Raw genomic sequence first — 25,070 nt, 5'->3', positions numbered from 1 at the left:
GCCGGATAACCGATGAACGACCCGCTGGTCTCGGAGAGCGACGCTGGGTGGCATCCAGGGGCAGAACAAAGCCGTTGAACCCTGGACGGAACCAGACAGATCAACGGCTCTGATTTACTGCGAGTAACAGCGACCGCGATTACCAAGATTTGGTAAAGAGCGGCCGCTGCGACCCCGTGTCGGCGAATCTTTCACTCCGGCATCACAGGACGTGACGTTTAGCGACTGGTCAGGACCGTGTTCAGAACAGCGCCCGCGCCAGCGCCCGGCGTGCGCCCACGACCCGGGGATCGTCGGTGCCGACGACCTCGAAAAGCTCAAGGAGCCGTCGGCGCAGGGCGTCCCGGTCGTCCCCGGCCGTCCGCTGCACTGTCTCGATCAACCGCCCGAAGGCGTCCTCGACATGGCCGCCCACCAGATCCAGGTCGGCGGCGGCGATCTGCGCGTGGGCGTCGGTCGGCTTCTCGGCCGCCTCCTTGCGCACCCGCTGCGGGTCCATCCCCTGCACACGCTTGAGCAACTCGGCCTGCGCGAGCCCCAGTTTGGCCTCGCTGTTGGCCGGGTCGTCGCTCAGTACGTTCTGGTACGCCTGGATCGCCCCGCCCAGGTCGCCCGCGTCCAGCGCCTGGACGGCGGCTTCGAGGAGCGCGTCGTACGGACCGGCGGGCATCGCGGGCCCGGCGGCCGGGGCGGCGCCCGGCTGCGCGTCAGGGTCGACGGTCAGGCCGGTCAGCCCGAAGCGCTCCTCGGCGACCTGGATCAACTGGTCGAGGGTGCCCCGGATCTGGTCCTCACCGGCGGCGCCCTGGAAGAGCGGCAGCGCCTGCCCGGCGACCACCGCGAACACCGCCGGGATCCCCTGGATCCCGAACTGCTGCATCAGCATCTGGTTGGCGTCGACGTCGATCTTGGCGAGCAGGAAGCGGCCGTTGTACTCGACGGCGAGGCGCTCCAGGACCGGGCTCAGCTGCTTGCAGGGCTGACACCACTCGGCCCAGAAGTCGATGACGACAGGGACTTCGGCGGACCGCTGCAGGACATCGCGCTCGAAGCCGGCTTCGTCGACGTCGATGACCAGATCGGCCGGGGCGACGGCGCCGGTACCACCCTGCCGGGCCGCTTCGGCGCGCGTCTGCTCGGCCTTGGCCTTGGCCTCCTGGGCCGCCTTCACCGCGGCGAGGTCGACGACGCCGCTCATGGACATGTTCCGTGGCTGCATGCGTCTATCCTCCCCCGTTCTCGCGCGTGTGTGAAAAGCGTTGTGAAAGCCAGGTCGAACAAGCGTTTAGTACGGGCGCCGGGTCCCCACCCACGCCACGGTCGTCGCCCGTGCGGTCATTCACGAGCTTTCGCTACGACCCGTAGCGTAATGCCTCGGGGACCCCGCGCGACACTGCGCCCCGGTGATCTCCCTCACGACGCCACATGAACCGCCGGTTATGGTCATGGGATGCAGAGCCGCACCCCCGCCAGCCGCACCGGGCGCCCACGCAGCGCCGAGGCGGACGCCGCGATCCTGGAAGCGACACGGCAGGCGCTGGTGGAACTGGGCTGGTCCAAGCTCACCTTGGGAGACGTGGCGACGCGGGCGGGGGTTGCAAAGACGACCCTGTATCGCCGCTGGGCCGGCAAGAACGAGTTGGTCGTGGACGCGGTCGCGGAACTGTTCGACGAACTCGAACTCCCCGACCGGGGCAGCCTCGCCGAGGACATCGAGGGCGTGGTGCTCCAGTTCGCGGCGATCCTGGACCGCCCGGAGGCCAAGAGCGGGCTGATGGCGGCGGTGGCCGAGTCGACCCGGGACGAGGCGCTGCGGGAACGTATCCGCGCGTCCATCGTGGACCGCCAGAAGCGGCTGGTCCTGGAGGGCCGCGAGCGCGCCCAGCGACGCGGCGAACTCCCCGAGCAGCCCGACCCGTGCGAGGCGGACCGCACGGCGGACCTGATCTTCGACCTGGTCGCCGGCTCGGTGGTCCACCGCGCCCTGGTGAGCGGCAAACCGGCGGACGAGGAGTGGGTACGCGGCCTGACCCGGATCCTGCTGCTGGGCCTGGCGGGCGCGGCGGACGACACGGCCAACCCGCACGACGCCAAACCATAACGTCAGCGGATCACACCGAACTACCCGACGGTGACGCTGCCGTCACCCATTTCCCACACGTGCCCCTGGAGGACATGTTCCTGGTCACGGGCCCAGTCCAGATAGACGCGCTCCGTCGGCGTGCTCGTGGTGACCGTGGCGCCGGCCTTGTCGGCCAGCATGATCATCACGGGCAGTACGCCGTCCATCAGCTTGATCATCTCCATATGCCCCGTCGAGGCCCGCCGGCGCAGGGCCGCGGTGACGAACTCGCCGTAGAGCCGGGTGTCCATCTGGACCCAGTCACCGGAGATGTCGTCGAGTCCGGTCGGCACCTTCAGGACCAGGGAGCCCAGGGCGTTGACACCGCCCATGAAGAGCTGACCGACGGCCAGCGCCGGTTCCCAGACGTCCTCGTCGGTGTCGGTGACCGTGAAGACGTACCTCATCACGGTCACCGTATGCGCTCTCCAGGGCCCGTTTCAGGCCCCGCCGCCCGCACCCGTGCCCCGGGAAACCGCCTAGAACCCCGCCGGCTCCGTGTACACCCCCCACTCGTCCCGCAGCACCCCGCAGATCTCGCCCAAGGTCGCCTCGGCCCGTACGGCGTCGAGCATCGGCTCGATCATGTTGGCCCCGGAGCGGGCGGCGGCGAGCATCGCGTCCAGCGCGGTGCGCACCGCGCCCTCGTCGCGCGCGGTCCGCCGTTCGGCCAGCACGCGCACCTGCTCCCGCTCCACCTCGTGCGAGACCCGCAGGATCTCCAGGTCCCCGGTGACGGAACCCGTGTGCACGTTGACGCCGACGACCCGCTTGTCGCCCTTCTCCAGCGACCGCTGGTACTGGAAGGCGGACTCGGCGATCTCCCCGGTGAACCAGCCGTCCTCGATGCCCCGCAGGATTCCGGAGGTGACCGGCCCGATCGGGTGCCGTCCGTCCGGGTGGGCACGCAGCCCGCGCTCCTTGATCTGGTCGAAGATCTTCTCGGCGTCGGCCTCGATCCGGTCGGTCAGCTGCTCGATGTACCAGGAACCGCCCAGCGGATCCGCCACGTTGGCGACCCCGGTCTCCTCCATGAGCACCTGCTGGGTGCGCAGCGCGATCTCGGCGGCCTGCTCGCTGGGCAGCGCGAGGGTCTCGTCGAGCGCGTTGGTGTGCAGCGAGTTGGTCCCGCCGAGCACCGCCGCGAGCGCCTCCACGGCCGTACGCACCACGTTGTTGTACGGCTGCTGGGCGGTCAGCGAGACGCCCGCGGTCTGCGTGTGGAAGCGCAGCCACTGCGACTTGTCCGACCGTGACCCGTACACGTCCCGCATCCAGCGGGCCCAGATCCGGCGGGCCGCGCGGAACTTGGCGATCTCCTCGAAGAAGTCGACGTGCGCGTCGAAGAAGAAGGAGAGTCCGGGCGCGAAGACGTCGACGTCCAGGCCGCGGCTGAGCCCCAGCTCCACGTATCCGAAGCCGTCCGCGAGGGTGTAGGCCAGCTCCTGGGCGGCCGTCGCCCCGGCCTCACGGATGTGGTAGCCGGAGACGGACAGCGGCTTGTACGCGGGGATGCCGGCCGCGCAGTACTCCATCAGGTCGCCGATGAGCCGCAGATGGGGTTCGGGCTGGAACAGCCACTCCTTCTGGGCGATGTACTCCTTGAAGATGTCGGTCTGGAGCGTGCCGTTGAGCACCGCCGGATCGACGCCCTGCCGCTCGGCGGCGACGAGGTACATGCAGAAGACCGGGACCGCCGGACCGCTGATCGTCATCGACGTCGTGACGTCGCCCAGCGGGATGTCCTTGAACAGGACCTCCATGTCGGCGGCGGAGTCGATGGCCACCCCGCAGTGCCCGACCTCGCCGAGCGAGCGCTGGTCGTCGGAGTCGCGGCCCATGAGGGTCGGCATGTCGAAGGCCACGGACAGACCCCCGCCGCCGTTGGCGAGGATCATCTTGTACCGCTCGTTGGTCTGCTCGGCGTTGCCGAACCCGGCGAACTGGCGGATGGTCCAGGTCCGCCCCCGGTAGCCGGTCGGATACAGCCCGCGCGTGAAGGGGTACTCCCCCGGCCAGCCGATCCGCTCGAATCCCTCGTAGGTGTCCCCTGGGCGGGGCCCGTACACCGGCTCCACGGGATCCCCGGAGAGCGTGGTGAAGTCCGCGTCCCGCTTACGGGCCGCGTCGTAGCGGGCCTGCCAGCGTAGGCGGCCCTCCGTGATGGCGTCAGCGTCCATACCCTCGAATTTACTAGGACGTCCTAATAAATGTCGATGGCGAACCGCCGCACGGGTGTCCGTACGGCGGGCGGATCAGACCTTCGCCACCACCGGGGTGGTCTCGGTGATCTTCGCGTCGAGTTCGCGGGTGACCTTGCGCTCCACGAAGAACGCAGCGGTCGGGATGGTGCCGGCGAGCAGCACCCACAGCTGCTTGCCGACCGGCCACTTCGCCTTGGAGCCCAGGTCGAAGGCGAAGACCAGGTAGACGACGTAGAGCCAGCCGTGCGCAATGGCGACGACCCGCGTGAAGTCGGCCGCACCGCCGATGTCCAGCCCGTACTTGGCGATCATGCTCAGGCACAGCAGCACCAGCAGCACACCGGTGACATAGGCCAGGACGCGGTAGCGGGTCAGCACGCTCTTTTTCATGAGGACGAGCGTAACCACCCGTTCCGGGAGATCTTGTCCCGGGTCACTCCTCGCCGGAGGACCGCCTCACTGGTCGTCGAAGTCGTGCGCCGAGACCCGCAGCGGACGCAGCATCGCGAAGATCTCCGCACACTCCTCGGCGTCGTACACCCCGAGCCCGAAGTCCATCGCCATCAGGTCACGGGTGGCCGCCTCGACGACCTCGCGGCCCTTCTCGGTGATCGTGGCGAGCGTGCCGCGCCCGTCGTTGGGGTTGGGCCGCTTGTCGACCAGACCGGACCTCACCAGCCGGTCGACGGTGTTCGTCACGGACGTCGGGTGCACCATCAGACGCTCACCGATCTTCGACATCGGCAGCTCACCGGCCTTGGAGAAGGTGAGCAGCACCAGCGCCTCGTAGCGCGCGAACGTCAGCCCGTACGGCTTGACCACCGCGTCGACCTCGGCCAGCAGGATCTGCTGGGCCCGCATGATCGAAGTGATCGCGGCCATCGACGGGACGTTTCCCCAGCGCTGCTTCCAGAGGTCGTCGGCACGGGCGATGGGGTCGAAGGGAAGACTGAGAGGCTTCGGCACGCCACCGACCCTACCGGCCGGTCATATACCGGTCAGCCGTGTCTCGGCTTTCGGTCACCCTCGCCCCAGCACGGCCGACACGCCCGGCACCGCCCGCCCGGCACCGGGCCGCCACCGGGCACCGCGCCGGCGTCGGGGGCAGGCCCCGGGAGCCCGTCAGGGTCCCGGCGTGAAGGCAGCGCCGGCGGCTAGCGGGTGTGGCGGCGCAGGCGGTGGCGGACCGCGCGCTGAGCGACCGGGCCGAGGTCCTCCAACGCGGCCACCAGCGCCCCCAGTTGCTCCAGGGCGTCCAGGGCCGCTTCGGCGCCGGACGCGTCGACGCCCTCGTAGAGCTCGATGCCGACGAAGGACGCGGCGACCGCGCGGGCGAGCCCGGCCGGGTCGACGAACTCGCCGAAGGGGGTGGCCGCGAGGACCCGGACGAGGACCGTCTCGATCTCCGCGATCCACAGGTCGAGCCCGGCTGCCGTGGCGGGGCCGAGGGCCGCGTGGGTCTGGGCGCCGGCCAGCAGCTGGCCGAGCAGGGCGACATGGCCACCCGCGCGCTCCTCCTCGTGGATCTGCCGGCCCACGGCGAGGAGTTCGGAGAGCGAGCCGGCCGCGGCGAGCCGGGGGCGGAAGCGGGCGACGGCCTGCCCGGCGCCGTACCGGCAGGCCGCCGCGAGGAGCTCGTCCACGGATCCGAAGTGGTAGAAGACCAGCGCCTGGTTGACCCCCGCGGCCGCCGCCACCGTACGGGCGGACGTCTTGGCGATCCCCTGCTCGGTGAGCGTCCGCAGCGCACCCTCCAGCAGCTTGTTCTTCGTCTCCAGGGACTTGGCGGTCTCCGGGCTCACGCGCGCGGCTCCTCACGGACCGGCCGCAGCCCCGGCCGTACCCCACAGCGGCCGACGTCGGTGTACGACGCCTCGAAGGAGCCCTGATAGCCGAAGAGCGGACCGAAGTACCGGTTCACGACCCGCACCTGGATACGGAAGCGGTCCGCCCGGTCGTCGTAGGACTCGCGCACCTCGGCGGTGGCGCCGACGAGTTCGGGGACCCGGACGTCCACCGGGCCCTCCCTGAACCGGTGCTCGCCGGAGCGGATGAGCAGGGAGCCGTCGGGCTCGGCACGGAGGTGCAGCTCGCTGGCGAGATGCTGGTGGGTGCCGAGGTAGTCGAGGATGCGGTCGCCCTTGGGGCTGAGCACCATCTGGGCGTCGAAACGGCGGGCCCGGCCGGGCAGGTCGAAGGTGCGCACGAAGGTCACCGTCTCACGGCCGTACGTGTCGACGTAGGGCACGTTCTCGATCACGAACGGAACGTCCCGGCCCGCCTTCGGGACCAGGATGTTACGGGTGGCGCCCAGTGCCAGGAACGGCTTCACGAACGCCGGCCCGTGCCAGATCCGTTCCATCACACCCCGGCCGGTGCAGGCCTCACCGCTCGCCAGGCCGACCGAGAAGCGCCGTTGGAGCTGCGGGTGCAGCCGGTCGAAACCGGCGCCCAGCACGGTACGGAACATGGAGGTCACGACTGCCTCCCCAGGGTGCGCAGGACACGGGGCGCGGCCACCCGGGTCGGCGGGGTGCGCAGGCAGCGACGGGCGGCCGGGGTGGTGGCGAGCGGGGGCGCGAAGAGAGCCAGCGAGAGGGCGACCACGAGGAGGAGCGGGAGCAGGAAGGCGACGGCGGGCGAGAGGGCGTCGAGGCCCGGCCCCTGACTCAGGCCGGCGGTACAGCCGACGGCCGTCAGTGTGCGGGCCACCATCTCGGCCAGCCAGTTCCACCGCGCCCGCTCCGGGGTGATCCCGCGCTCCAGCCACAGCCGCAGCCGGTCGAAGGACCAGGCGGTCGCCCACCCCATCAGCGGGCGGAGGACGAGCCGGTCGGCGAGCGCGCCGAAGCCGCCCCAGCGGGGCCGGTAGTCGTACCCGGTGAGGAAACGGACGCTGTCGGAGACCGGGACGTAACGCCAGTAGCCGCTGCCCTCGGCGAGCAGCGAGAGCGGGTGCGGGGAGGCGAAGCGCAGGGCGGAGGTGCGGGTGCCGTCGGGGCGCTCCTTCTCCCCCGCCGAGATCCCGGTGCCGGCGACCGTGAGGAACGGCAGCACCCGGGTGGCGTAGCGGAAACGCTGCGGCTCGCCCGGCACGCGCGGGAGGTAGTCGATCTTGGTGAACCTGAGGTCCCAGCGCTGGTGCTGGGCCGGGTCCTGGGTCCGCGCCCACAGTTCGTCGAGGTCGGCGCGGATGTGCGCCTCTACGTAGAGCCCCATTGGTGCCGTACCCCCGTCACCTGGTCCTTTGAGTGCTTTTTGAGCGATCGCTCAACTCTGCGACGGAGACGGTACCCGTTTTTGAGCGATCGCTCAATCGCAGGGCGGAAGAAAACCCCGACCCTGGAAGGGCCGGGGTTCTGACGTCGGGGGGCTGTCGGCTACTGGGCGAGGTGCCGCTCGACCGTCTCCACCTTGCTGGTGAGTCCGTCGGTGACACCGGGGCGGATGTCCGCCTTGAGGACCAGGGAGACACGCGGGGCGCGCGCCTCGACGGCCGCGACGGCGCGCTTGACGACGTCCATGACCTCGTCCCACTCGCCCTCGATCGAGGTGAACATGGCGTCGGTGCGGTTGGGCAGCCCGGACTCGCGGACCACCCGGACGGCGTCGGCGACGTACTCCCCGACATCCTCACCGACGCCCAGCGGCGTCACGGAGAAGGCGACGATCATGCCTTCACCACCCCTTCCTGGCGGGCACGGGCCGCGATGACCGCGTCCTCGGCCTCGCGGCGCAGCTTGCGCTCAGCGAAGAAGCCGCCGGTCGGCAGGACGGACAGGACGAAGTAGAAGGCGGCGGTCCCCAGCGGCCACTTGGCACGGTTCCAGGCGTCGGCCCAGAAGATCACGTACAGAACGAACAGGACACCGTGGATCGCGCCCATCACGGGCACCGCGTTGAAGTCCGTGGTCCGCTTCAGCACCGAGCAGACGAGCAGGATCAGGAAGGAGACGGCCTCCGGGGCGGAGACCAGGCGCAGGCGGCGGATGGCGGTGGCGGTCTTGATGTCCACGAGTCACCTTCGGTGGGAGAGACGTCCACTCTTTGTGAACGCGAGCACAAACGTTCACCCATTGTGGCAAAGGAACGCCGCGGTCCCCGCGCGGGGTGGGCGGCTGGGCGCGGTGACGGCGGGGGTGCGGGCGGGATGCAGTTCGTGTGGCAGATCACCGCACCCGGCGTCGAGCAGCTTCACGCGGCTCTCTCCCGGCAAGCAGTACGAGCTGAAGGAACGGCAGAGCGCGTCGATGCTGCTCGACGAGGAGGACGGGGCGCCACCGAGGTCCACGTTCGACCTGACGGCCGGGCAGGCGGTCATACGCGTCCCCGGCGATCGGCGGGCGGCCCGCCAGAGCTCCGGCATTCCGGCGATCGGTGGCCGGCACCCTGGAGATTGGGGCTCCCAGGTGCCGTGGTCAGCCCCCTAGGGGTCGGATCCGGGATGACGTCCACCCGTGGGACCTGTTGGTGGCGTCGGCCTGCGGCTACCTTCGCAGCGTGGCGATGTTTCGACTTCAAGGCAGCAAGGTGCTCGCCGTCGAGATGACCGGGGACGCCGTGAAGGCGAAGAACGGCTCGATGGTCGCGTACGACGGGCAGATGGCGTTCAAGAAACTGAGCGGCGGCGGTGAGGGGCTACGGGGGATGGTGACCCGGCGGCTCACCGGCGAGCAGATGACGGTGATGGAGGTGAAGGGGCACGGGACGTGCTGGTTCGCGGACCAGGCGTCCGAGATCAACCTGGTCGGCCTCCAGGGCGACAAGCTGTACGTCGAGTCGAGCAACCTGCTCGCGACCGACGCCGGCCTGCGCACCGGCACGACCTTCACGGGTCTGCACGGCGCCTCCCAGGGCAACGGCCTGTTCACGACCACGGTCGAGGGCCACGGCCAGGCGGCGATCATGTCGGACGGCCCGGCGGTGGTGCTCCGGGTGAGCGCGCAGTACCCGCTGACCGTCGACCCCGGCGCCTATATCGCCCACCAGGGCAACCTCCGTCAGTCCTTCCAGTCAGGTGTGACATTCCGCACGTTCCTCGGAGAGGGCGGCGGCGAGGCCTTCCAGATCCGGTTCGAGGGGGACGGCTTGGTGTACGTGCAGCCGAGCGAGCGGAACACGATCGCGGGGGATGTGTGAGATGGCCCTGCGCGAGGTGAACTCCAAGATGGTCGAGGCGACCGTCATGCCCGGGCAGCGGCTCTACAGCCAGCGCGGCGCGATGCTCGCCTACAAGGGCGAGGTGTCCTTCACCCCCAACATCCAGGGCGGCCAGGGCGGGCTGATGTCGATGCTCGGCCGCCGCGTCGCGGGCGAGGCCACCCCGCTGATGACCGTCGAGGGCAGCGGCACGGTCTTCTTCGGGCACGGCGGCCATCACGTCCAGGTCATCACCCTCACCGGCGACACCCTCTATGTCGAGGCCGACCGGCTGCTCGCCTTCGAGGGCACGCTCCAGCAGGGCACGATGTTCATGGGCTCCCAGGGCGGTGTGATGGGCATGGTGCGTGGCCAGGTCACCGGCCAGGGCCTGTTCACGACCACCCTCAAGGGCCACGGCTCGGTCGCCGTGATGGCCCACGGCGGGGTCTTCGAGATCCCGATCACCCCGCAGCGCCCGGTCCATGTCGACCCGCAGGCCTACGTCGCCCACCACGGCGACGTCCGCAACAAGCTGTCGACCGCGCTCGGCTGGCGGGACATGGTGGGCCGCGGCTCCGGCGAGGCGTTCCAGCTGGAGCTCAGCGGAAACGGCACGGTGTACGTCCAGGCCTCCGAGGAGAAGCTGTGAGCGCATACGGTCCCGCCGGCCCGGTCGTGTACGACCCCATGACCCTCCCCGTCGACGACAACGTCAACAAGTACACCTTCTGCGTGGAGCTCAAGAGCGGCCAGTGGTTCCTGCAGAAGGGGAAGATGATCGCCTACTACGGCTCGATCGACTTCAACGGCGTCGGGCACGGCCGCCTGGACCGTCTCGTCCGCACGTCCTTCCATTCGCCTCTGCACGCGAGCGACTGGGTGGTGGCGGAGGGCTCGGGCAAGATGCTCCTCGCCGACCGGGCCTTCGACGTCAATTCGTACGATTTGGACGACGGCAACCTGACCATTCGCTCCGGCAACTTGCTAGCTTTTCAGCCAAGTCTCGCGCTCAAGCAGTCGATCGTTCCGGGTTTTCTGACCCTTATCGGAACCGGCAAGTTTGTCGCCGCGTCCAACGGGCCGGTGGTGTTCATGGAACCCCCGATCCGGGTGGATCCGCAGGCACTCGTGGGATGGGCCGACTGCCCCTCCCCGTGCCACCACTACGACCACGGTTACATGACAGGTGTCATGGGCGGTCTACGTGCGATGACGGGCCTCGGCGGGGCCTCCGGAGAGGAGCACCAGTTCGAGTTCGTGGGGGCCGGCACGGTCCTGCTCCAGTCCACCGAGACCCTGATGGCGGAGCAGGCCACGGGAGCGGTTCCACATGAGCCCGGGGTACCCGGTGGGAGTGGCCCTTTCACAGGCCATTCACAGCAGCAGGGCACACCGCGCCTTCCCGGACAGCTGGGGGACCTGCAACGTCGCTTCGGGCTGTGAGCGGTAGTCTGCGGAGTGTGACATCGAACGCGTGCGCGCAGTCACACCGCCCTCACTAGTTCGCCTTTCAACATTTTAGGTAGACTTCATACATGGAGACCGAGACGGCCACGCGCTGGCTGACCGATGCGGAGCAGTGCGCCTGGCGCACCCACCTGGAGGTCAACAGGCTGTTGACGTACCAGCTCGAAAAGGATCTGCAGCCGTTCGGCCTGACAATGAACGACTACGAGATCCTGGTGAATCTGTCCGAGTCCGAGGACTACCGGCTGCGGATGAGCGACCTCGCGGCCGCGACACTCCAGTCCAAGAGCCGGCTCTCGCACCAGATCACCCGTATGGAGAACGCGAACCTGGTCCGCCGCGAGAACTGCGAGTCCGACCGCCGCGGGCTGTTCGCCGTCCTCACCGAGCACGGCATGGAGACGATGAAGAAGGTGGCGCCACATCATGTGGCCTCCGTGCGACGGCACTTCATCGACCTGCTGTCGCCGGAGGCACTCACAGAGCTCGACAAGGGCCTGAAGCCGATCGCCGAACACCTGCGGGGGCAGCGCGGGCGCCCGTGACGGCGAACGGCACCTGACGGCGGCGGACGAGTGTTCAGGTCTCGTCCGCCGCCGCTCGTCAGGGCCGTAGCCGGCTGACCGTCCATACCGCCACGGCCGAGGCCAGGGCCGCGGCTCCTGCCAGGGCGAAGCAGAGTCCCACCGGCAGGTGTCCGAGCGCCAGCCCCGCCACCACCGAGCCCCCCGAACTTCCGGCGTTCACCGCCGCGTTGACCCACGCCCCGGCCCGGTTCCGTGCGGAGTCGCCCGCCATCTCGTCGGCCAGCAGGTACGCCGTCGTCAGGGTCGGTGCCACGAATCCGCCCGTGACCGTCATGGCCAGGGTCAGGGTCAGGACACCTGGGGCCAGCCCGGCGAGGGCCAGCGCCGATCCCAGGGCCACCGTCAGCCAGGCCAGCCGTTCGGCGGCCGGGAGGCGCCAGTCCACCGCCCCGTTCAGCAGGCCTCCCACCGCGCTGCCCACCGAGAGCGCGGCCAGGACCCAGGCGACTGCCTCCGTGCCGTACGACCGCTGCTCGGCGAAGGCCAGCACCAGCAGGTCGGCACCGCTCAGCGCGAGCCCGAGTCCGGCGGCCGCGAGCACGGGGGCCGCCGGGAAACGCCCGGGCGGACCGCCGGCCTGACGCTTCGCGGGACTCGCGCCCCGCACCGCCGGTGACATCACAAACGCACAGGTGCCGGTCAGCATGAGCACCGCGCTGAGCAGCAGCCCGGCCGGCGGCGGACCGAAGCGCAGCAGCAGGCCGACCAGCGCCGGGCCGGACACGAACAACAGTTCCTCGGCGACCCCGTCCAGGCTGTACGCCCTCCGGAGCAGTGCCGGGTCGTCGACCAGGCTGCCCCACACCGCCCGCATGGTGGGGCCGAGCGGCGGCGCGACACAGCCGGTGAGGGCGGCGGTGGCGGCGAGCGCCGTCGGTGGGGCGCCCGGGCGCCAGGTCAGGGCCGCGAGCAGGCAGAGCACGGCGCTGTAGGCGCCCGCCATGGGTGGCAGGGCCCGCCGGGGGCCGTAGCGGTCCACCAAGGTCGCCCGGACCGGCATCAGGACGACCGCGGAGCCGCCGAAGAGGGCCATCACCAGCCCCGTCACGGCGTAGGAACCGGTCGCGCGGGTCACGGAGAGCAGGACGGACAGGGAGACGGTGCCGTAGGCGAGGCGGCCCGCGAGGGCGGCGAGGAAGGTGCGGCGCGCGTGCGGGACGCGCAGGACGGCGGCGTACGACGGTCGCCGGGCGGGTGAAGGGCGCGTTGAAGTCAGCGCGGACATGGGTCGGTTCCTCAGTCAGAGGCGGAAGAGGGGACACCTGTGCACGCCACGGCACGGGACATGAAGGTGCCGGTGGCGCTGGGTGTCCGCTTACGCCAAGGAGAGGAACATGCGGGTCAAAATAGCAGCCGGATCCGTCGGTCGGCCGTGATCAGGTCTCCGTCAGCCCTGTCACCAGTTCGTCCGCCGCGCGGTACGGGTCCAGCTCTCCCGTCACGATGCGTTCCGCGAGTGCGCCGATGTGACGGTCTCCGTGGAGGTCGCCGATGCGTTCGCGCAGTGCCGTCACCGCGATGGTCTCGACCTCGCGGGCGGCGCGGGCCAGTCGGCGTTCCGCCAGGACGCCCCGCTCCTCCATCCACGCGCGGTGTTTCTCCAGGGCCTCGACCAGTTCGTCGATGCCCTCCGCGCGGGCGGCGACCGTCTTGACGATCGGGGGCCGCCAGTCGCCGGGGCCGCGGGACTCGCCGAGCCCCAGCATGTGGTTGAGTTCGCGGGCGGTGGCGTCCGCGCCGTCGCGGTCGGCCTTGTTGACGACGTACACGTCGCCGATCTCCAGGATTCCGGCCTTCGCCGCCTGGATGCCGTCGCCCATCCCGGGGGCCAGCAGGACGACGGACGTGTCCGCCTGGGAGGCGATCTCCACCTCGGACTGACCCACGCCGACCGTCTCGACGATGATCACGTCGCAGCCCGCCGCGTCAAGGACGCGGATGGCCTGGGGGGCGGCCCAGGCCAGGCCGCCGAGGTGGCCGCGCGTGGCCATCGAGCGGATGTAGACGCCGGGGTCCGAGGCGTGGTCGGACATCCGGACGCGGTCACCCAGCAGAGCGCCTCCGGAGAAGGGGGAGGACGGGTCGACGGCCAGGACGCCGATCCGTTTGCCCTGTTTGCGATAGGCGGTCACCAGGGCCGAGGTGGAGGTCGACTTGCCGACCCCCGGGGAGCCCGTCAGGCCTACCACGTACGCGTTGCCCGTCAGGGGCGCGAGCGCCGCCATGACCTCTCTGAGCTGCGGGGACGCCCCCTCCACCAGTGAGATCAGCCGGGCCACCGCACGCGGTCGGCCCTCCCTGGCCTGGGCCACCAGTGAGGAGACGTCCTGCATCACAGCTCCGTTCGCTTCCGTTCGCTCAGAGAAACGTGCTCAGGCCTTCGGTACCCGCACGATCAGCGCGTCACCCTGGCCGCCGCCACCGCACAGTGCGGCCGCGCCGACCCCGCCGCCGCGCCGCTTGAGCTCCAGGGCCAGGTGCAGGACGAGACGGGCGCCGGACATGCCGATGGGGTGGCCCAGGGCGATGGCACCGCCGTTGACGTTCACCCTTTCCGTGGATACGCCGAGGTCCTTCATTGACTGGACGGCGACCGCGGCGAAAGCCTCGTTGATCTCGATGAGGTCGAGGTCGGCGACCTCCAGGCCCTCCTTCTTCAGGGCGTGCTGGATGGCGTTGGACGGCTGGGACTGGAGGGAGTTGTCCGGCCCTGCCACATTGCCGTGGGCGCCGATCTCGGCGAGCCACTCCAGGCCCAGCTCCTCGGCCTTGGCCTTGCTCATGACGACCACGGCCGCCGCGCCGTCCGAGATCTGCGAGGAGGTACCGGCCGTGATCGTGCCGTCGCGGGTGAACGCCGGGCGGAGCTTGCCCAGCGACTCCGCCGTGGTGTCGGGGCGGATGCCCTCGTCCTTGCTGAAGACGACCGGCTCGCCCTTGCGCTGCGGGATCTCGACCGGGGTGATCTCGGCCTCGAAGATGCCGTTCTTCTGCGCGGCGGCGGCCCGCTGGTGGGACAGGGCGGCCACCGAGTCCTGCTCCTCGCGCCCGAGGCCGAGGCGGGTGTTGTGCTTCTCCGTCGACTCGCCCATCGGGATGTTCTCCCACGGGTCGGTCAGGCCGTCGTACGCCATCGCGTCGAGCATTTCGATCGCGCCGTACTTGAAGCCCTCGCGGGACTTCGGGAGCAGGTGCGGGGCGTTGGTCATGGACTCCTGGCCGCCCGCGACCACGATGTCGAACTCGCCGGCGCGGATCAGCTGGTCCGCCAGGGCGATGGCGTCGAGGCCGGAGAGGCACACCTTGTTGACGGTGAGCGCCGGGACGCTCATCGGGATGCCGGCCTTCACGGCGGCCTGCCGGGCCGGGATCTGGCCCGCGCCGGCCTGGAGCACCTGGCCCATGATCACATACTGCACCTGGTCGCCCCCGATTCCCGCACGGTCGAGGGCGGCCTTGATCGCGAAGCCGCCGAGGTCGGCCCCGGAGAAGGACTTCAGCGAGCCCAGCAGTCGTCCCATGGGCGTCCGCGCGCCCGCGACGATCACTGAGGTGGTTCCAGCGGTTCCAGAAGTCATGAGCTGCGATCCCCTTACCGGCTGCACTGCCGAGGAGTGAACGAGGGTTTACTTCGAATGTACTGAGTGGCACTCCGTGCCGTCATCGGGCCGTCAGTGTGATCGCTGGCACGTTGCGTAACCATCGCGGTGGCGCTGCACTGAATCCATGCTGACGCGAATCGACCACATCGGTATCGCCTGCCACGACCTCGACGCGACCGTCGAGTTCTACCGGGCCACGTACGGCTTCGAGGTGTTCCACACCGAGGTCAACGAGGAGCAGGGCGTGCGGGAGGCCATGCTCAAGATCAACGAGACGTCCGACGGGGGTGCCTCCTACCTGCAGCTCCTGGAGCCGACCCGGGAGGACTCGGCGGTCGGCAAGTGGCTCGCGAAGAACGGCGAGGGTGTGCACCACATCGCCTTCGGTACGGCGGATGTGGACGGTGACGCCGCGGACATCCGTTCCAAGGGCGTACGCGTTCTGTACGACGAGCCCCGGCGCGGGTCCATGGGATCACGGATCACCTTCCTGCATCCAAAGGATTGCCACGGCGTACTGACAGAACTGGTCACTTCGGCGGCTGTTGAGTCACCTGAGCACTGACCCTCGTACATATGGGCCGGTAGGGTTGGGCGCGGTCGTCCCTTCGCACGTTCGCAGGGCCGGGGCGGCCGCATGCCGGGGTCCGGGTTTCGGGGGACGAGCGTCGGGGCAGCAGCCCGTGCTCCGCCGTTGATCTGACACCATTCCCCGGGGGCCCCGTTCGGCGGATGGACGGGGCTCGTTCGGAGAAGGTTGCGACCAGGGGACGGATGGGACCGCGCAGTGCGGGGCTACGAGAGCCAGGAGCGAGAGCCGGCGGCTGACGTCGACCACCTCTCTCGGTTCGAGGCCGAGATGAAACGGCTGAAGACCGAGCGGGAAAAGGCGATCCAGCATGCCGAGGACCTCGGCTACCAGGTCGAGGTGCTGCGCGCCAAGCTGCATGAGGCGCGGCGCACCATCATGTCCCGGCCCGCGTTCGACGGCGGTGACATCGGCTATCACGCCGAGCAGTTGCTCCGTAACGCCCAGATGCAGGCCGACCAGATCCGCCAGGAGGCGGAACGGGTGGCCGCGGAGGCCCGGGCGCAGACCCAGCGCATCCTCCAGGAGCATGCCGAGCAGGCCGCGCGGCTCCAGGCCGAGCTGCACCAGGAGGCGGTGACCCGCCGCCAGCAGCTGGACCAGGAGCTGGCGGAGCGCCGACAGACCGTCGAGTCGCACGTCAACGAAAACGTGGCGTGGGCCGAGCAGCTGCGGGCCCGGACCGAGTCCCAGGCCCGGCGGCTGCTGGACGAGTCGCGGGCCGAGGCCGAGCAGGCCATGGCCGCCGCCCGCGCGGAGGCCGAGCGGCTGGCGACCGAGGCGCGGCAGCGGGTGCAGGCCGACGCGGAGGCGGCCCGCGCGGAGGCCGAGCAGCTCCTGCTGCGCGCCCGCAGGGACGCCGAGCGGCTGCTGAACGCCGCCTCCACCCAGGCCCAGGAGGCCACCGACCACGCCGAGCAGCTACGCAGCTCCACCGCGACGGAGTCGGACGCGGCCCGCCGGCAGGCGAGCGAGCTGAGCCGCGCCGCCGAGCAGCGGATGGCGGAGGCCGAGGAGGCACTGCGCAAGGCGCAGTCCGAGGCCGAGAAGCTGGTCACCGAGGCCGAGGCGAACGCCGCGAAGGCCCTGTCGAGCGCCGAGGCCGCCAACGAGCAGCGCACCCGTACGGCGAAGGAGCAGGTCGCCCGGCTGGTCAGCGAGGCCACCAAGGACGCCGAGGCCACCAAGGCGGACGCCGAGCAGGTGGTCGCGGACGCCAGGGCCGAGGCCGAGAAGATCATCGCGGAGGCCTCCGAGAAGGCCCGCACCCTGACCGCCGAGGAGAGCGCCTCCCAGCTGTCCAAGGCCGCCAAGACCGCCGAGGACGTCCTCAACAAGGCGGCCGAGGAGGCCAAGCGGACCACCAAGGCCGCCGCCGAGGAGGCCGAGCGGATCCGCACCGAGGCGGAGACCGAGGCGGACCGGCTGCGTGCCGAAGCGCACGACATCGCCGAGCAGCTCAAGGGCGCGGCGAAGGACGACACCAAGGAGTACCGCGCCAAGACGGTCGAGCTGCAGGAGGAGGCCCGCCGGCTGCGCGGCGAGGCCGAGCAGCTGCGTTCCGACGCGGTCGCCGAGGGCGAGTCGATCCGTGCCGAGGCCCGGCGCGAGGCCGTGCAGCAGATCGAGGAGGCGGCCAGGTCCGCCGAGGAGCTGCTCGCCAAGGCCAAGGCCGACGCGGACGAGCTGCGGCAGACCGCCACCACGGACAGCGAGAAGGTCCGCACCGAGGCCATCGAGCGCGCGACCACGCTGCGCCGGCAGGCCGAGGAGACCCTGGAGCGCACCCGCCAGGAGGCCGACCGGCACCGCACCGAGGTCCTGGAGCAGTCCGAGGCCCTCAAGGCGGACGCCGAGCGGGCCGCGCGCGAGCTGCGCGAGGAGACCGAGCGGGGCGTCGAGGCCCGGCGCGCGGAGGCCGCCGAGGAGCTGACCCGGCTGCACACCGAGGCCGAGGAGCGGTTCGCGAACGCCGAGCAGGCGCTCACCGAGGCTCGTGAGGAGGCCGGCCGGATCCGCCGGGAGGCCGCCGAGGAGACCGAGCGGCTGCGCTCCGAGGCCGCCGAACGTATCCGCACGCTCCAGCAGCAGGCCGAGAACGAGGCCCAGCGGCTGCGCGACGAGGCCGCCTCCGACGCGTCCGCGTCCCGCGCCGAGGGCGAGTCCATCGCCGTACGGCTGCGGTCCGAGGCCGCGGCCGAGGCGGAGCGGCTCAAGCAGGAGGCCCAGGACACCGCCGACCGGGTCCGCGCCGAGGCGCAGGCGGCTGCCGAGCGGCTGTCGGCCGAGGCGTCCGAGACGCTGGCCGCCGCCCAGGAGGAGGCCACCCGGCGCCGCCGCGAGGCCGAGGAACTTCTGGGCGCCGCCCGCCAGGAGGCCGACCAGGAGCGCCGGCGGGCCCGCGAGCAGAGCGAGGAGCTGCTCGCCTCCGCGCGCAACCGCGTCGAGGAGGCGCAGGCCGAGGCGGTACGGCTGGTCGAGGAGGCCGACCGGCGGGCCACCGAGATGGTGTCCGCCGCCGAGCTCCACGCCCAGCAGGTACGGGACTCGGTCTCGGGGCTGCACGAGCAGGCGCAGGAGGAGATCGCCGGGCTGCGTTCGGCCGCCGAGCACGCGGCGGACCGGACCCGCCGGGAGGCCGAGGAGGAGTCGGACCGGCTCCGCGCGGACGCCTACGCCGAGCGGGAGCGGGCCAGCGAGGACGCGACCCGGATCCGCCGCGAGGCCGCCGAGGCGTCCGAGGCGGCGAAGGCGCTGGCCGAGCGGACCGTGACGGACGCCATGGCGGAGTCGGAGCGGCTGCGTTCGGAGGCGTCCGCGCACGCCCAGCGGGTGCGCACCGAGGCCTCCGACACCATCGCGCAGGCCGAGCAGGACGCCACGCGTACGCGTGCCGAGGCCCGTGAGGACGCCAACCGCATCCGTTCGGACGCGGCCACCCAGGCGGACACCCTCATCACCGAGGCGCGCAACGAGGCCGAGCTGCTCCAGAACGAGACCATCGCCGAGGCCGACCGCGTCCGCGCGGACGCCATCGCCAAGGCGGAGAAGCTCATCGCGGACGCCAGCGGGGACGCGGAGCGGCTGCGTGCCGAGGCCGCCGAGACGGTCGGCTCCGCCCAGCTGCACGCCGAGCGGACCCGCAGCGACGCCGAGCGGCTCAAGGCGGACGCGGAGGCGGAGGCCGAGCGCATGGTCACCGCCGCCCGCGAGGAGGCCGACCGCACCCTGGACGAGGCGCGCAGGGAGGCCAACAAGCGGCGTCAGGACGTGGCCGAGCAGGTCGACACGCTCATCAACGAGACGGCCGCCGAGGCCGACAAGCTGCTCACCGAGGCACAGCAGCAGGCCCACAAGACCACCGCGGATGCCGAGGCGCAGGCCGACAGCATGGTCGGCGCGTCCCGCAAGGAGGCCGACCGGCTGGTGTCCGAGGCCACGGTCGAGGGCAACTCGCTGGTGGAGAAGGCCCGTACGGACGCGGACGAGCTGCTCGTCGGCGCCCGCCGGGACGCCACCGCCATAAGGGAGCGGGCGGAGGAGCTGCGCGACCGCATCACCAGCGAGATCGAGGAGCTGCACGAGCGGGCCCGCCGCGAGGCCGCCGAGACCATGAAGTCCACCGGCGACCGCTGTGACGCGCTCATCAAGGCCGCCGAGGAGCAGCTCGCCAAGGCCCAGGCCAAGGCCAAGGACCTGGTCTCGGAGGCCAATTCCGAGGCGGGCAAGGTCCGTATCGCCGCCGTCAAGAAGGCCGAGGGGCTGCTCAAGGAGGCCGAGCAGAAGAAGGCCACGCTCGTCCGGGAGGCCGAGGAACTCAAGGCCGAGGCCGTCCGCGAGGCCCGGGCCACGGTCGAGGCCGGCAAGCGCGAGCTGGAGATCCTGGAGCGCCGCCGGGAGAACATCAACGGCGAGATCTCCCGTGTCCAGGACGTCCTGGAGGCGTTGGAATCCTTCGAGACCCCGTCGGCCAACAAGGACGGCGGAGTCAAGGCGGGCAGCACGGTGGGCTCCCCTCGATCGGGTGGCAAGTCGTCAGAAGGCTAGAGACCAGGTCCTGTTCTGTAGTGTTCTGAGGCTTTTGAGCAAGCCTTTGACAGAGGCTTTGGCAAGCGATCCCACGGCCAGCCACCCAAAAGGGGTGTCATTCTCCAGATCAAACACGCATCCGCTCGATGACACACCGCTTCGGCCCCTAGGATTCCACCTATCACCTCACCGGTCTCACTCGACAGGAACCCCATGAGCGACACTTCCCCCTACGGCTTCGAGCTTGTGCGGCGTGGGTACGACCGCGCTCAGGTGGACGAACGAATCTCCAAGCTCGTCTCCGACCGTGACAGCGCTCTCGCCCGCATCACCGCTCTGGAAAAGCGCATCGAGGAGCTCCATCTCGAGACGCAGAACGCCCAGGCTCAGGTAAGCGACGCGGAGCCGTCGTACGCCGGCCTCGGCGCGCGTGTCGAGAAGATCCTCCGCCTCGCCGAGGAAGAGGCCAAGGATCTGCGCGAGGAGGCCCGTCGGGCGGCCGAGCAGCACCGTGAGCTCGCCGAGTCGGCGGCCCAGCAGGTACGCAACGACGCAGAATCGTTCGCTGCGGAGCGCAGGGCCAAGGCCGAGGACGAGGGCGTCCGGATCGTCGAGAAGGCCAAGAGCGAGGCGTCGCAGCTGCGTTCCGAGGCCCAGAAGGACGCGCAGTCCAAGCGTGAGGAGGCGGACGCGCTCTTCGAGGAGACCCGTGCGAAGGCCGCGCAGGCCGCCGCCGACTTCGAGACGAACCTCGCCAAGCGGCGTGAGCAGTCCGAGCGTGACCTCGCCTCGCGTCAGCAGAAGGCCGAAAAGCGCCTCGCCGAGATCGAGCACCGCGCGGAGCAGCTGCGCCTCGAGGCGGAGAAGCTGCGCACCGACGCCGAGCGCCGTGCGCGTCAGACCGTCGAGACCGCTCAGCGTCAGGCCGAGGACATCGTCGCGGACGCGAACGCCAAGGCCGACCGGATCCGCTCGGAATCCGAGCGCGAGCTCGCCGCGCTGACCAACCGCCGCGACTCGATCAACGCCCAGCTGACCAACGTCCGCGAGATGCTGGCCACGCTGACGGGTGCCGCGGTGGCCGCCGCCGGCTCTCCGGCGGAGGACGAGCCGATCTCCCGTGGGGTCCCGGCTCAGCAGTCCCGCTAGGCGCTGACCGGTAACGACATCAATGGCCCGCATTCCCGTGGGGGGTGCGGGCCTTTGTCGTGCGAGTGCGGGTCGTACGTGGTTGCTCCCACGGCGCCGCACACGACAACGGCGCTTCGTCCCCGCCGCACTGCTCCCCCGCGCCCACTCAGGTGGCAGCCCCCACAAGCCGGTCTTAGCGTGGCCGCATGATCGAGCTGGAGGGACTGACCAAGCGTTACGGCGACAAGACCGCGGTCGACGACCTCACCTTCGCCGTGCGGCCCGGCATCGTGACCGGATTCCTCGGGCCCAACGGGGCCGGGAAGTCGACCACCATGCGGATGATCCTCGGACTCGACCACCCCACGGCCGGCCGGGTACGGATCGACGGCAAGCGGTACGAGCAGCTCAAGGACCCGCTGACGTATATGGGGGCACTGCTCGACGCCAAGGGCGTGCATGGCGGGCGCAGTGCCTTCAACCATCTGCTGTGCCTCGCGCAGAGCAACGGGATCCCGAAGAGCCGGGTGAGCGAGGTGCTGGACACCGTCGGGCTCACGGCGGTGGCGCGGAAGAAGGCCAAGGGGTTCTCGCTGGGCATGGGACAGCGGCTCGGGATCGCCGGGGCGCTGCTCGGGGATCCGCGGATCCTGATGTTCGACGAGCCGGTGAACGGGCTCGACCCGGAAGGGATCCACTGGATCCGGAACCTGATGAAGTCGCTGGCCGCCCAGGGCCGGACCGTGTTCGTCTCCTCCCACCTGATGAGCGAGATGGCGCTGACCGCCGATCACCTCGTCGTCATCGGGCAGGGGCGGCTGCTCGCCGACACCTCCATGGCGGACTTCATCCGGACGAACTCGCGGTCGTACGTCCGGATCCGCTCTCCCCAGCGCGAGCGGCTGCTCGATGTGCTGCACCAGGCCGGGATCACCGTCGTCGAGACGGGGACCGGGGCGCTTGAGGTGGAGGGCGCGAAGGCCGAGCCGATCGGGGAACTGGCCGCGCAGCACGGGATCGTGCTGCACGAGCTGAGCATCCAGCAGGCCTCACTGGAGGAGGCGTTCATGCAGTTGACGGCGGAGTCCGTGGAATACCACGCACATGCCGACTCGACCCCGGTGCCGCAGGCCTGGGGTGCCGGCTGGGACAGGGGGGCGTGATGGCGGTCGTCACCCAGGTCGTACGGTCCGAGTGGACCAAGATCCGGTCGGTCTCCTCGACGGTGTGGACGCTCTCGCTGGCCGTGGTCGTCAGCGTGGCGCTCGGGATGCTGCTCTCCGCGCTGGCCAACAGCCAGTTCGGCAACATGCCCGCGCGGGAACGGCTCTCCTTCGACCCGACGAACATCAGCTTCGCCGGGATGACCCTCGGTCAGCTCGCGATGATCGTGTTCGGGGTGCTGGTGGTGGCGAACGAGTACAGCACCGGCATGATCCGCACCTCACTGGCCGCCGTACCGCAGCGGGCCACCTTCCTCTTCAGCAAGATCGCGGTGGCGACCGGCCTGGCGCTGGTCGTCGGCATGGTGACCAGCTTCGCCGCCTTCTTCCTCGGGCAGGCCATGCTCGGCTCCCACCGGGCACAGCTCGGCGACACCGGGGTGCTGCGCGCGGTCGTCGGCGGCGGGCTCTACATGACGCTCATCGCGATGTTCTCCATGGGCGTGGCCGCGATGCTGCGCTCGCCGATGCTGTCGCTGGGCATCCTGATGCCGTTCTTCTTCCTCATCTCCAACATCCTCGGCAACGTCGACGCGACCAAGAAGATCGGCCGGTTCCTGCCGGACCAGGCGGGCAGTCACATCATGCAGGTGGTGCCGAGAGTCGGCGACGACGTCCCGTACGGGCCCTGGGGCGGCCTCGGGATCATGGGGCTGTGGGTGGTCGCCGCGCTGGCCGGCGGGTATGTCCTGCTGAAGAAACGGGACGCCCAGTGACCGGACCGGGACCGACCGGCTTTACCAGCTCTTGATGGGAACCGTCAGCGTCCGGATATCCTCCTAACCCTTACGGGGGCGTCTGCCCTGCTGTCCTGATCCTTTCGATGGGTGCGGAGCATGATCGAGGCTGTCGGCCTGACCAAGCGCTACGGCGACAAGACCGCCGTCTACAACCTTTCCTTCCAGGTACGGCCCGGCGCCGTCACCGGCTTCCTCGGGCCCAACGGCTCGGGCAAGTCGACGACCATGCGGATGATCCTGGGTCTGGACAACCCGACCGCCGGCGCGGTGACGATCGGCGGCTACCCCTACCGCCGGCTCCCCAACGCCGCCCGCCAGGTCGGCGCGCTGCTCGACGCGAAGGCGGTGCACGGCGGCCGGTCCGCCCGCAACCACCTGCTCTCCCTGGCCCAGCTGTCCGCCATCCCGGCCCGCCGGGTCGACGAGGTGCTCGGTGTGGTGGGCCTCCAGGACGTGGCCGGCAGGCGCTCCAAGGGCTTCTCGCTCGGCATGGGCCAGCGCCTCGGCATCGCCGCCGCACTGCTCGGCGACCCCCAGGTGCTGCTGTTCGACGAACCGGTCAACGGCCTCGACCCCGAGGGCATCCTCTGGGTGCGCAACCTGATGAGGTCCCTCGCCGCCGAGGGCCGTACGGTCTTCGTCTCCTCCCATCTGATGAGCGAGATGGCGCTCACCGCCGACCACCTCATCGTCATCGGGCGGGGCCAGCTGCTCGCCGACATGAGCGTGAAGGACTTCATTTCGGCCAATTCCGCCGACTTCGCGCGAGTGCGTACCCCGGACACCGAGCCGCAGCTGCGCGAGAAGCTCAGCTCGGCGCTCACCGAGGCCGGCGGCCATGTCCTGCCCGAGCAGGACGGGGCGCTCCGGGTGACCGGCCTGCCGCTGCCCCGGATCAGCGACCTCGCGCACGAGGCGGACGTACGGCTGTGGGAGCTCTCCCCGCACCAGGCCTCCCTCGAGGAGGCGTACATGCGGATGACGCAGGGCGCCGTCGACTACCGCTCCACCGTCGACCAGAGGACCGGCCTCCAGCAGCCGCTGCCGCCCGGCGCGCAGCCGCCGATGCCGGTGCCCGGGCAGGGCCAGCCCGGCTGGTACGCCCCTCCGCCGCCCCAGCAGGGCGGCCAGCCGTTCACGGCGCCGTACGGCGCACAGGGAGCGCCCGCAGGCGCGTACGGCGCCCCGCAGGCCCCTTACGGGGCTCCCCAGGCCGCCCCCAACCCCAACCCCTACGCCGCGCCGGCCCCGGCGCCCGCTCCGGCGCCCGCTGAATCGTCACAGCCGGCTCCCGCCACTCCCGCTCCCGCTCCCGCCCCCGCCGACCTGACCAAGCCCGAGGACGCCCGATGAGCACCCCCCAGCCCCCGATGCCACAGGCAGCCCCGGCCGCGCCCGACTGGCAGGCGGCGCCCGGCGGCCCGTACCCCGGTTACACCTCGCCGATCCCGGTGGTGCGCACTCACCTCGGGCACGCCATCGCCTCCGAGTGGACGAAGATCCGGTCGGTGCGTTCGACGATGTGGACGCTCGGTGTCTTCGTTCTCCTCGTCGTCGGCATCGGCCTGCTTGCCGCCGCGGTGGTCAGCAATTCCTCCTCGTCCAACGACCTGTCGGGCCAGAACGCGCTGTCACTCGGCTTCTTCGGGCTGCTGCTCGGCAGCATGTGCATCATTACGCTGGGCGTGCTGACCACGGCCTCCGAGTACGGCACCGGAATGATCCGTACGACGATGGTGGCCTGCCCCTCCCGCGCGCGTGTGCTCGCGGCGAAGGCGATCGTCTTCTTCGCGGTCGCGTTCGTGATCACCCTCGCGGCCAGCGCGTTCGTCGCCATGACACAGGTGTCGATGCTGAACGACGTCGCCCGGACGCCGACCGGTGGGGAATGGCTGAAGGGCACCGTCGGCGTCAGCCTCTACATCGCGCTGCTCGGGCTGCTCTCGCTGGTCATCGGCTCGATCATCCGGCACTCGGCGGGCGCCATCACGATCATGATCGGCGCGGTGCTCGCCCCGCTGGTGATCGCGCTGTTCATGTTCTCGGCGTCGCTGGAGAAGGTGCGCACCGCCCTGTTCGAGTACTCGATCCCGAACCAGCTGAGCGTCTTCTACTCCAACTCCCTCAGCGATTCCGGCCCTTCGGGCTGGGACCCGCTGTGGATCATCCTGGGCGTGACGGCCGTCGCGTTCGCCGGCGCCTACGCCCTGCTGGAGAAGCGGGACGTGTGAGTT

General features: G+C 70.5%; 26 protein-coding genes. 13 read left to right on the top strand and 13 right to left on the bottom strand.

Translation table 11 applies throughout. The features are described from left to right. Window positions 1–241: 241 nt before the first annotated feature. The gene (locus ACZ7OO_RS36750) at window positions 242–1,219 is read right to left on the bottom strand and encodes a tetratricopeptide repeat protein (protein ID WP_471511757.1); all 978 of its coding nucleotides are present in this window, start codon (window positions 1,217–1,219) and stop codon (window positions 242–244) included. 231 nt (window positions 1,220–1,450) lie between these two features. Between ACZ7OO_RS36750 and ACZ7OO_RS36745 the strand changes: the two genes are divergently transcribed. Continuing rightward, a complete protein-coding gene (locus tag ACZ7OO_RS36745; RefSeq protein ID WP_471511755.1) occupies window positions 1,451–2,101 on the top strand; it encodes a TetR/AcrR family transcriptional regulator in 651 nt (216 codons plus the stop codon). Between the two features lie 20 nt (window positions 2,102–2,121). Here the strand turns inward: ACZ7OO_RS36745 and ACZ7OO_RS36740 are convergent, their stop codons facing one another. The 9 genes from ACZ7OO_RS36740 to ACZ7OO_RS36700 all read right to left on the bottom strand — a co-directional run bounded on the left by ACZ7OO_RS36740 (window position 2,122) and on the right by ACZ7OO_RS36700 (window position 8,341). After that, window positions 2,122–2,529, bottom strand: a complete 408-nt coding sequence (locus ACZ7OO_RS36740) for a DUF6086 family protein (RefSeq protein WP_471511753.1) — start codon at window positions 2,527–2,529, stop codon at window positions 2,122–2,124. 72 nt (window positions 2,530–2,601) lie between these two features. Continuing rightward, entirely contained in the window at window positions 2,602–4,302 is a 1,701-nt protein-coding gene (locus ACZ7OO_RS36735) for an acyl-CoA mutase large subunit family protein (protein WP_471511751.1), read from the bottom strand. A 75-nt stretch (window positions 4,303–4,377) separates the two neighbouring features. Continuing rightward, window positions 4,378–4,716 (bottom strand): DUF3817 domain-containing protein, encoded by a 339-nt coding sequence (locus ACZ7OO_RS36730; protein ID WP_471511749.1) that lies wholly within the window; start codon window positions 4,714–4,716, stop codon window positions 4,378–4,380. 66 nt (window positions 4,717–4,782) lie between these two features. Beyond that, window positions 4,783–5,292 (bottom strand): MarR family winged helix-turn-helix transcriptional regulator, encoded by a 510-nt coding sequence (locus ACZ7OO_RS36725; protein ID WP_471511747.1) that lies wholly within the window; start codon window positions 5,290–5,292, stop codon window positions 4,783–4,785. A 188-nt stretch (window positions 5,293–5,480) separates the two neighbouring features. Next, window positions 5,481–6,128: a TetR/AcrR family transcriptional regulator gene (locus ACZ7OO_RS36720; protein WP_471511745.1), complete on the bottom strand. Its 648-nt coding sequence runs from the start codon at window positions 6,126–6,128 to the stop codon at window positions 5,481–5,483. Beyond that, window positions 6,125–6,805, bottom strand: a complete 681-nt coding sequence (locus ACZ7OO_RS36715; RefSeq protein ID WP_471511743.1) for a DUF4166 domain-containing protein — start codon at window positions 6,803–6,805, stop codon at window positions 6,125–6,127. The genes ACZ7OO_RS36720 and ACZ7OO_RS36715 overlap by 4 nt, the downstream gene beginning before the upstream one ends. After that, window positions 6,802–7,545 (bottom strand): hypothetical protein, encoded by a 744-nt coding sequence (locus tag ACZ7OO_RS36710; protein WP_471511741.1) that lies wholly within the window; start codon window positions 7,543–7,545, stop codon window positions 6,802–6,804. The genes ACZ7OO_RS36715 and ACZ7OO_RS36710 overlap by 4 nt, the downstream gene beginning before the upstream one ends. Window positions 7,546–7,706: 161 nt before the next feature. Continuing rightward, on the bottom strand, window positions 7,707–8,000 hold the full coding sequence (locus tag ACZ7OO_RS36705) for an MTH1187 family thiamine-binding protein (protein ID WP_014675047.1): 294 nt from the start codon (window positions 7,998–8,000) through the stop codon (window positions 7,707–7,709). Further along, the gene (locus tag ACZ7OO_RS36700; RefSeq protein WP_471511738.1) at window positions 7,997–8,341 is read right to left on the bottom strand and encodes a DUF3817 domain-containing protein; all 345 of its coding nucleotides are present in this window, start codon (window positions 8,339–8,341) and stop codon (window positions 7,997–7,999) included. The genes ACZ7OO_RS36705 and ACZ7OO_RS36700 overlap by 4 nt, the downstream gene beginning before the upstream one ends. Between ACZ7OO_RS36700 and ACZ7OO_RS36695 the strand changes: the two genes are divergently transcribed. The 5 genes from ACZ7OO_RS36695 (at window position 8,316) to ACZ7OO_RS36675 (ending at window position 11,480) form a co-directional block, all read left to right on the top strand. Further along, window positions 8,316–8,756, top strand: coding sequence for a DUF6191 domain-containing protein (locus ACZ7OO_RS36695; protein WP_471511736.1), 441 nt, complete (start codon window positions 8,316–8,318; stop codon window positions 8,754–8,756). The genes ACZ7OO_RS36700 and ACZ7OO_RS36695 overlap by 26 nt on opposite strands. 76 nt (window positions 8,757–8,832) lie before the next feature. Beyond that, window positions 8,833–9,465 carry an AIM24 family protein gene (locus tag ACZ7OO_RS36690; RefSeq protein WP_471511804.1) on the top strand — a complete coding sequence of 211 codons (633 nt, stop codon included), beginning with the start codon at window positions 8,833–8,835 and terminating at the stop codon, window positions 9,463–9,465. A 1-nt stretch (window position 9,466) separates the two neighbouring features. Further along, window positions 9,467–10,117 carry an AIM24 family protein gene (locus ACZ7OO_RS36685; protein WP_471511802.1) on the top strand — a complete coding sequence of 217 codons (651 nt, stop codon included), beginning with the start codon at window positions 9,467–9,469 and terminating at the stop codon, window positions 10,115–10,117. Window positions 10,118–10,155: 38 nt separating this feature from the next. Next, window positions 10,156–10,911: an AIM24 family protein gene (locus ACZ7OO_RS36680; RefSeq protein WP_471511800.1), complete on the top strand. Its 756-nt coding sequence runs from the start codon at window positions 10,156–10,158 to the stop codon at window positions 10,909–10,911. A gap of 92 nt (window positions 10,912–11,003) precedes the next feature. After that, complete coding sequence (locus tag ACZ7OO_RS36675) at window positions 11,004–11,480, top strand: MarR family winged helix-turn-helix transcriptional regulator (RefSeq protein WP_471511734.1); 477 nt, start codon at window positions 11,004–11,006, stop codon at window positions 11,478–11,480. 58 nt (window positions 11,481–11,538) lie between these two features. On the opposite strand, the gene ACZ7OO_RS36670 is transcribed toward ACZ7OO_RS36675, so the two are convergent. The 3 genes from ACZ7OO_RS36670 to ACZ7OO_RS36660 all read right to left on the bottom strand — a co-directional run bounded on the left by ACZ7OO_RS36670 (window position 11,539) and on the right by ACZ7OO_RS36660 (window position 15,100). After that, a complete protein-coding gene (locus tag ACZ7OO_RS36670; RefSeq protein WP_471511732.1) occupies window positions 11,539–12,747 on the bottom strand; it encodes an MFS transporter in 1,209 nt (402 codons plus the stop codon). Between the two features lie 151 nt (window positions 12,748–12,898). Further along, complete coding sequence (gene meaB / locus ACZ7OO_RS36665; RefSeq protein WP_471511731.1) at window positions 12,899–13,855, bottom strand: methylmalonyl Co-A mutase-associated GTPase MeaB; 957 nt, start codon at window positions 13,853–13,855, stop codon at window positions 12,899–12,901. Between the two features lie 39 nt (window positions 13,856–13,894). Beyond that, entirely contained in the window at window positions 13,895–15,100 is a 1,206-nt protein-coding gene (locus ACZ7OO_RS36660; protein WP_471511729.1) for an acetyl-CoA C-acetyltransferase, read from the bottom strand. A 148-nt stretch (window positions 15,101–15,248) separates the two neighbouring features. Between ACZ7OO_RS36660 and mce the strand changes: the two genes are divergently transcribed. From mce to ACZ7OO_RS36625, 7 genes are all read left to right on the top strand, one after another. Continuing rightward, a complete protein-coding gene (gene mce / locus ACZ7OO_RS36655) occupies window positions 15,249–15,689 on the top strand; it encodes a methylmalonyl-CoA epimerase (RefSeq protein ID WP_352224679.1) in 441 nt (146 codons plus the stop codon). A gap of 222 nt (window positions 15,690–15,911) precedes the next feature. Next, entirely contained in the window at window positions 15,912–19,760 is a 3,849-nt protein-coding gene (gene scy, locus ACZ7OO_RS36650) for a polarized growth protein Scy (RefSeq protein ID WP_471511727.1), read from the top strand. Between the two features lie 195 nt (window positions 19,761–19,955). Beyond that, window positions 19,956–20,891, top strand: coding sequence for a cellulose-binding protein (locus tag ACZ7OO_RS36645; protein WP_471511725.1), 936 nt, complete (start codon window positions 19,956–19,958; stop codon window positions 20,889–20,891). Window positions 20,892–21,079: 188 nt separating this feature from the next. Then, window positions 21,080–22,036 carry an ABC transporter ATP-binding protein gene (locus tag ACZ7OO_RS36640; protein ID WP_471511723.1) on the top strand — a complete coding sequence of 319 codons (957 nt, stop codon included), beginning with the start codon at window positions 21,080–21,082 and terminating at the stop codon, window positions 22,034–22,036. Continuing rightward, a complete protein-coding gene (locus tag ACZ7OO_RS36635) occupies window positions 22,036–22,812 on the top strand; it encodes an ABC transporter permease (protein WP_471511721.1) in 777 nt (258 codons plus the stop codon). The genes ACZ7OO_RS36640 and ACZ7OO_RS36635 overlap by 1 nt, the downstream gene beginning before the upstream one ends. 120 nt (window positions 22,813–22,932) lie before the next feature. Next, window positions 22,933–24,189: an ABC transporter ATP-binding protein gene (locus ACZ7OO_RS36630; RefSeq protein ID WP_471511719.1), complete on the top strand. Its 1,257-nt coding sequence runs from the start codon at window positions 22,933–22,935 to the stop codon at window positions 24,187–24,189. Continuing rightward, window positions 24,186–25,067 (top strand): ABC transporter permease, encoded by an 882-nt coding sequence (locus tag ACZ7OO_RS36625; RefSeq protein WP_471511717.1) that lies wholly within the window; start codon window positions 24,186–24,188, stop codon window positions 25,065–25,067. Before ACZ7OO_RS36630 ends, ACZ7OO_RS36625 begins: the two co-directional genes overlap by 4 nt. Window positions 25,068–25,070: the final 3 nt, after the last annotated feature.

The sequence above is a fragment of the Streptomyces sp. NPDC111744 genome, from assembly GCF_055634995.1.
This window is presented reverse-complemented; position numbering and strand designations above follow the sequence as displayed.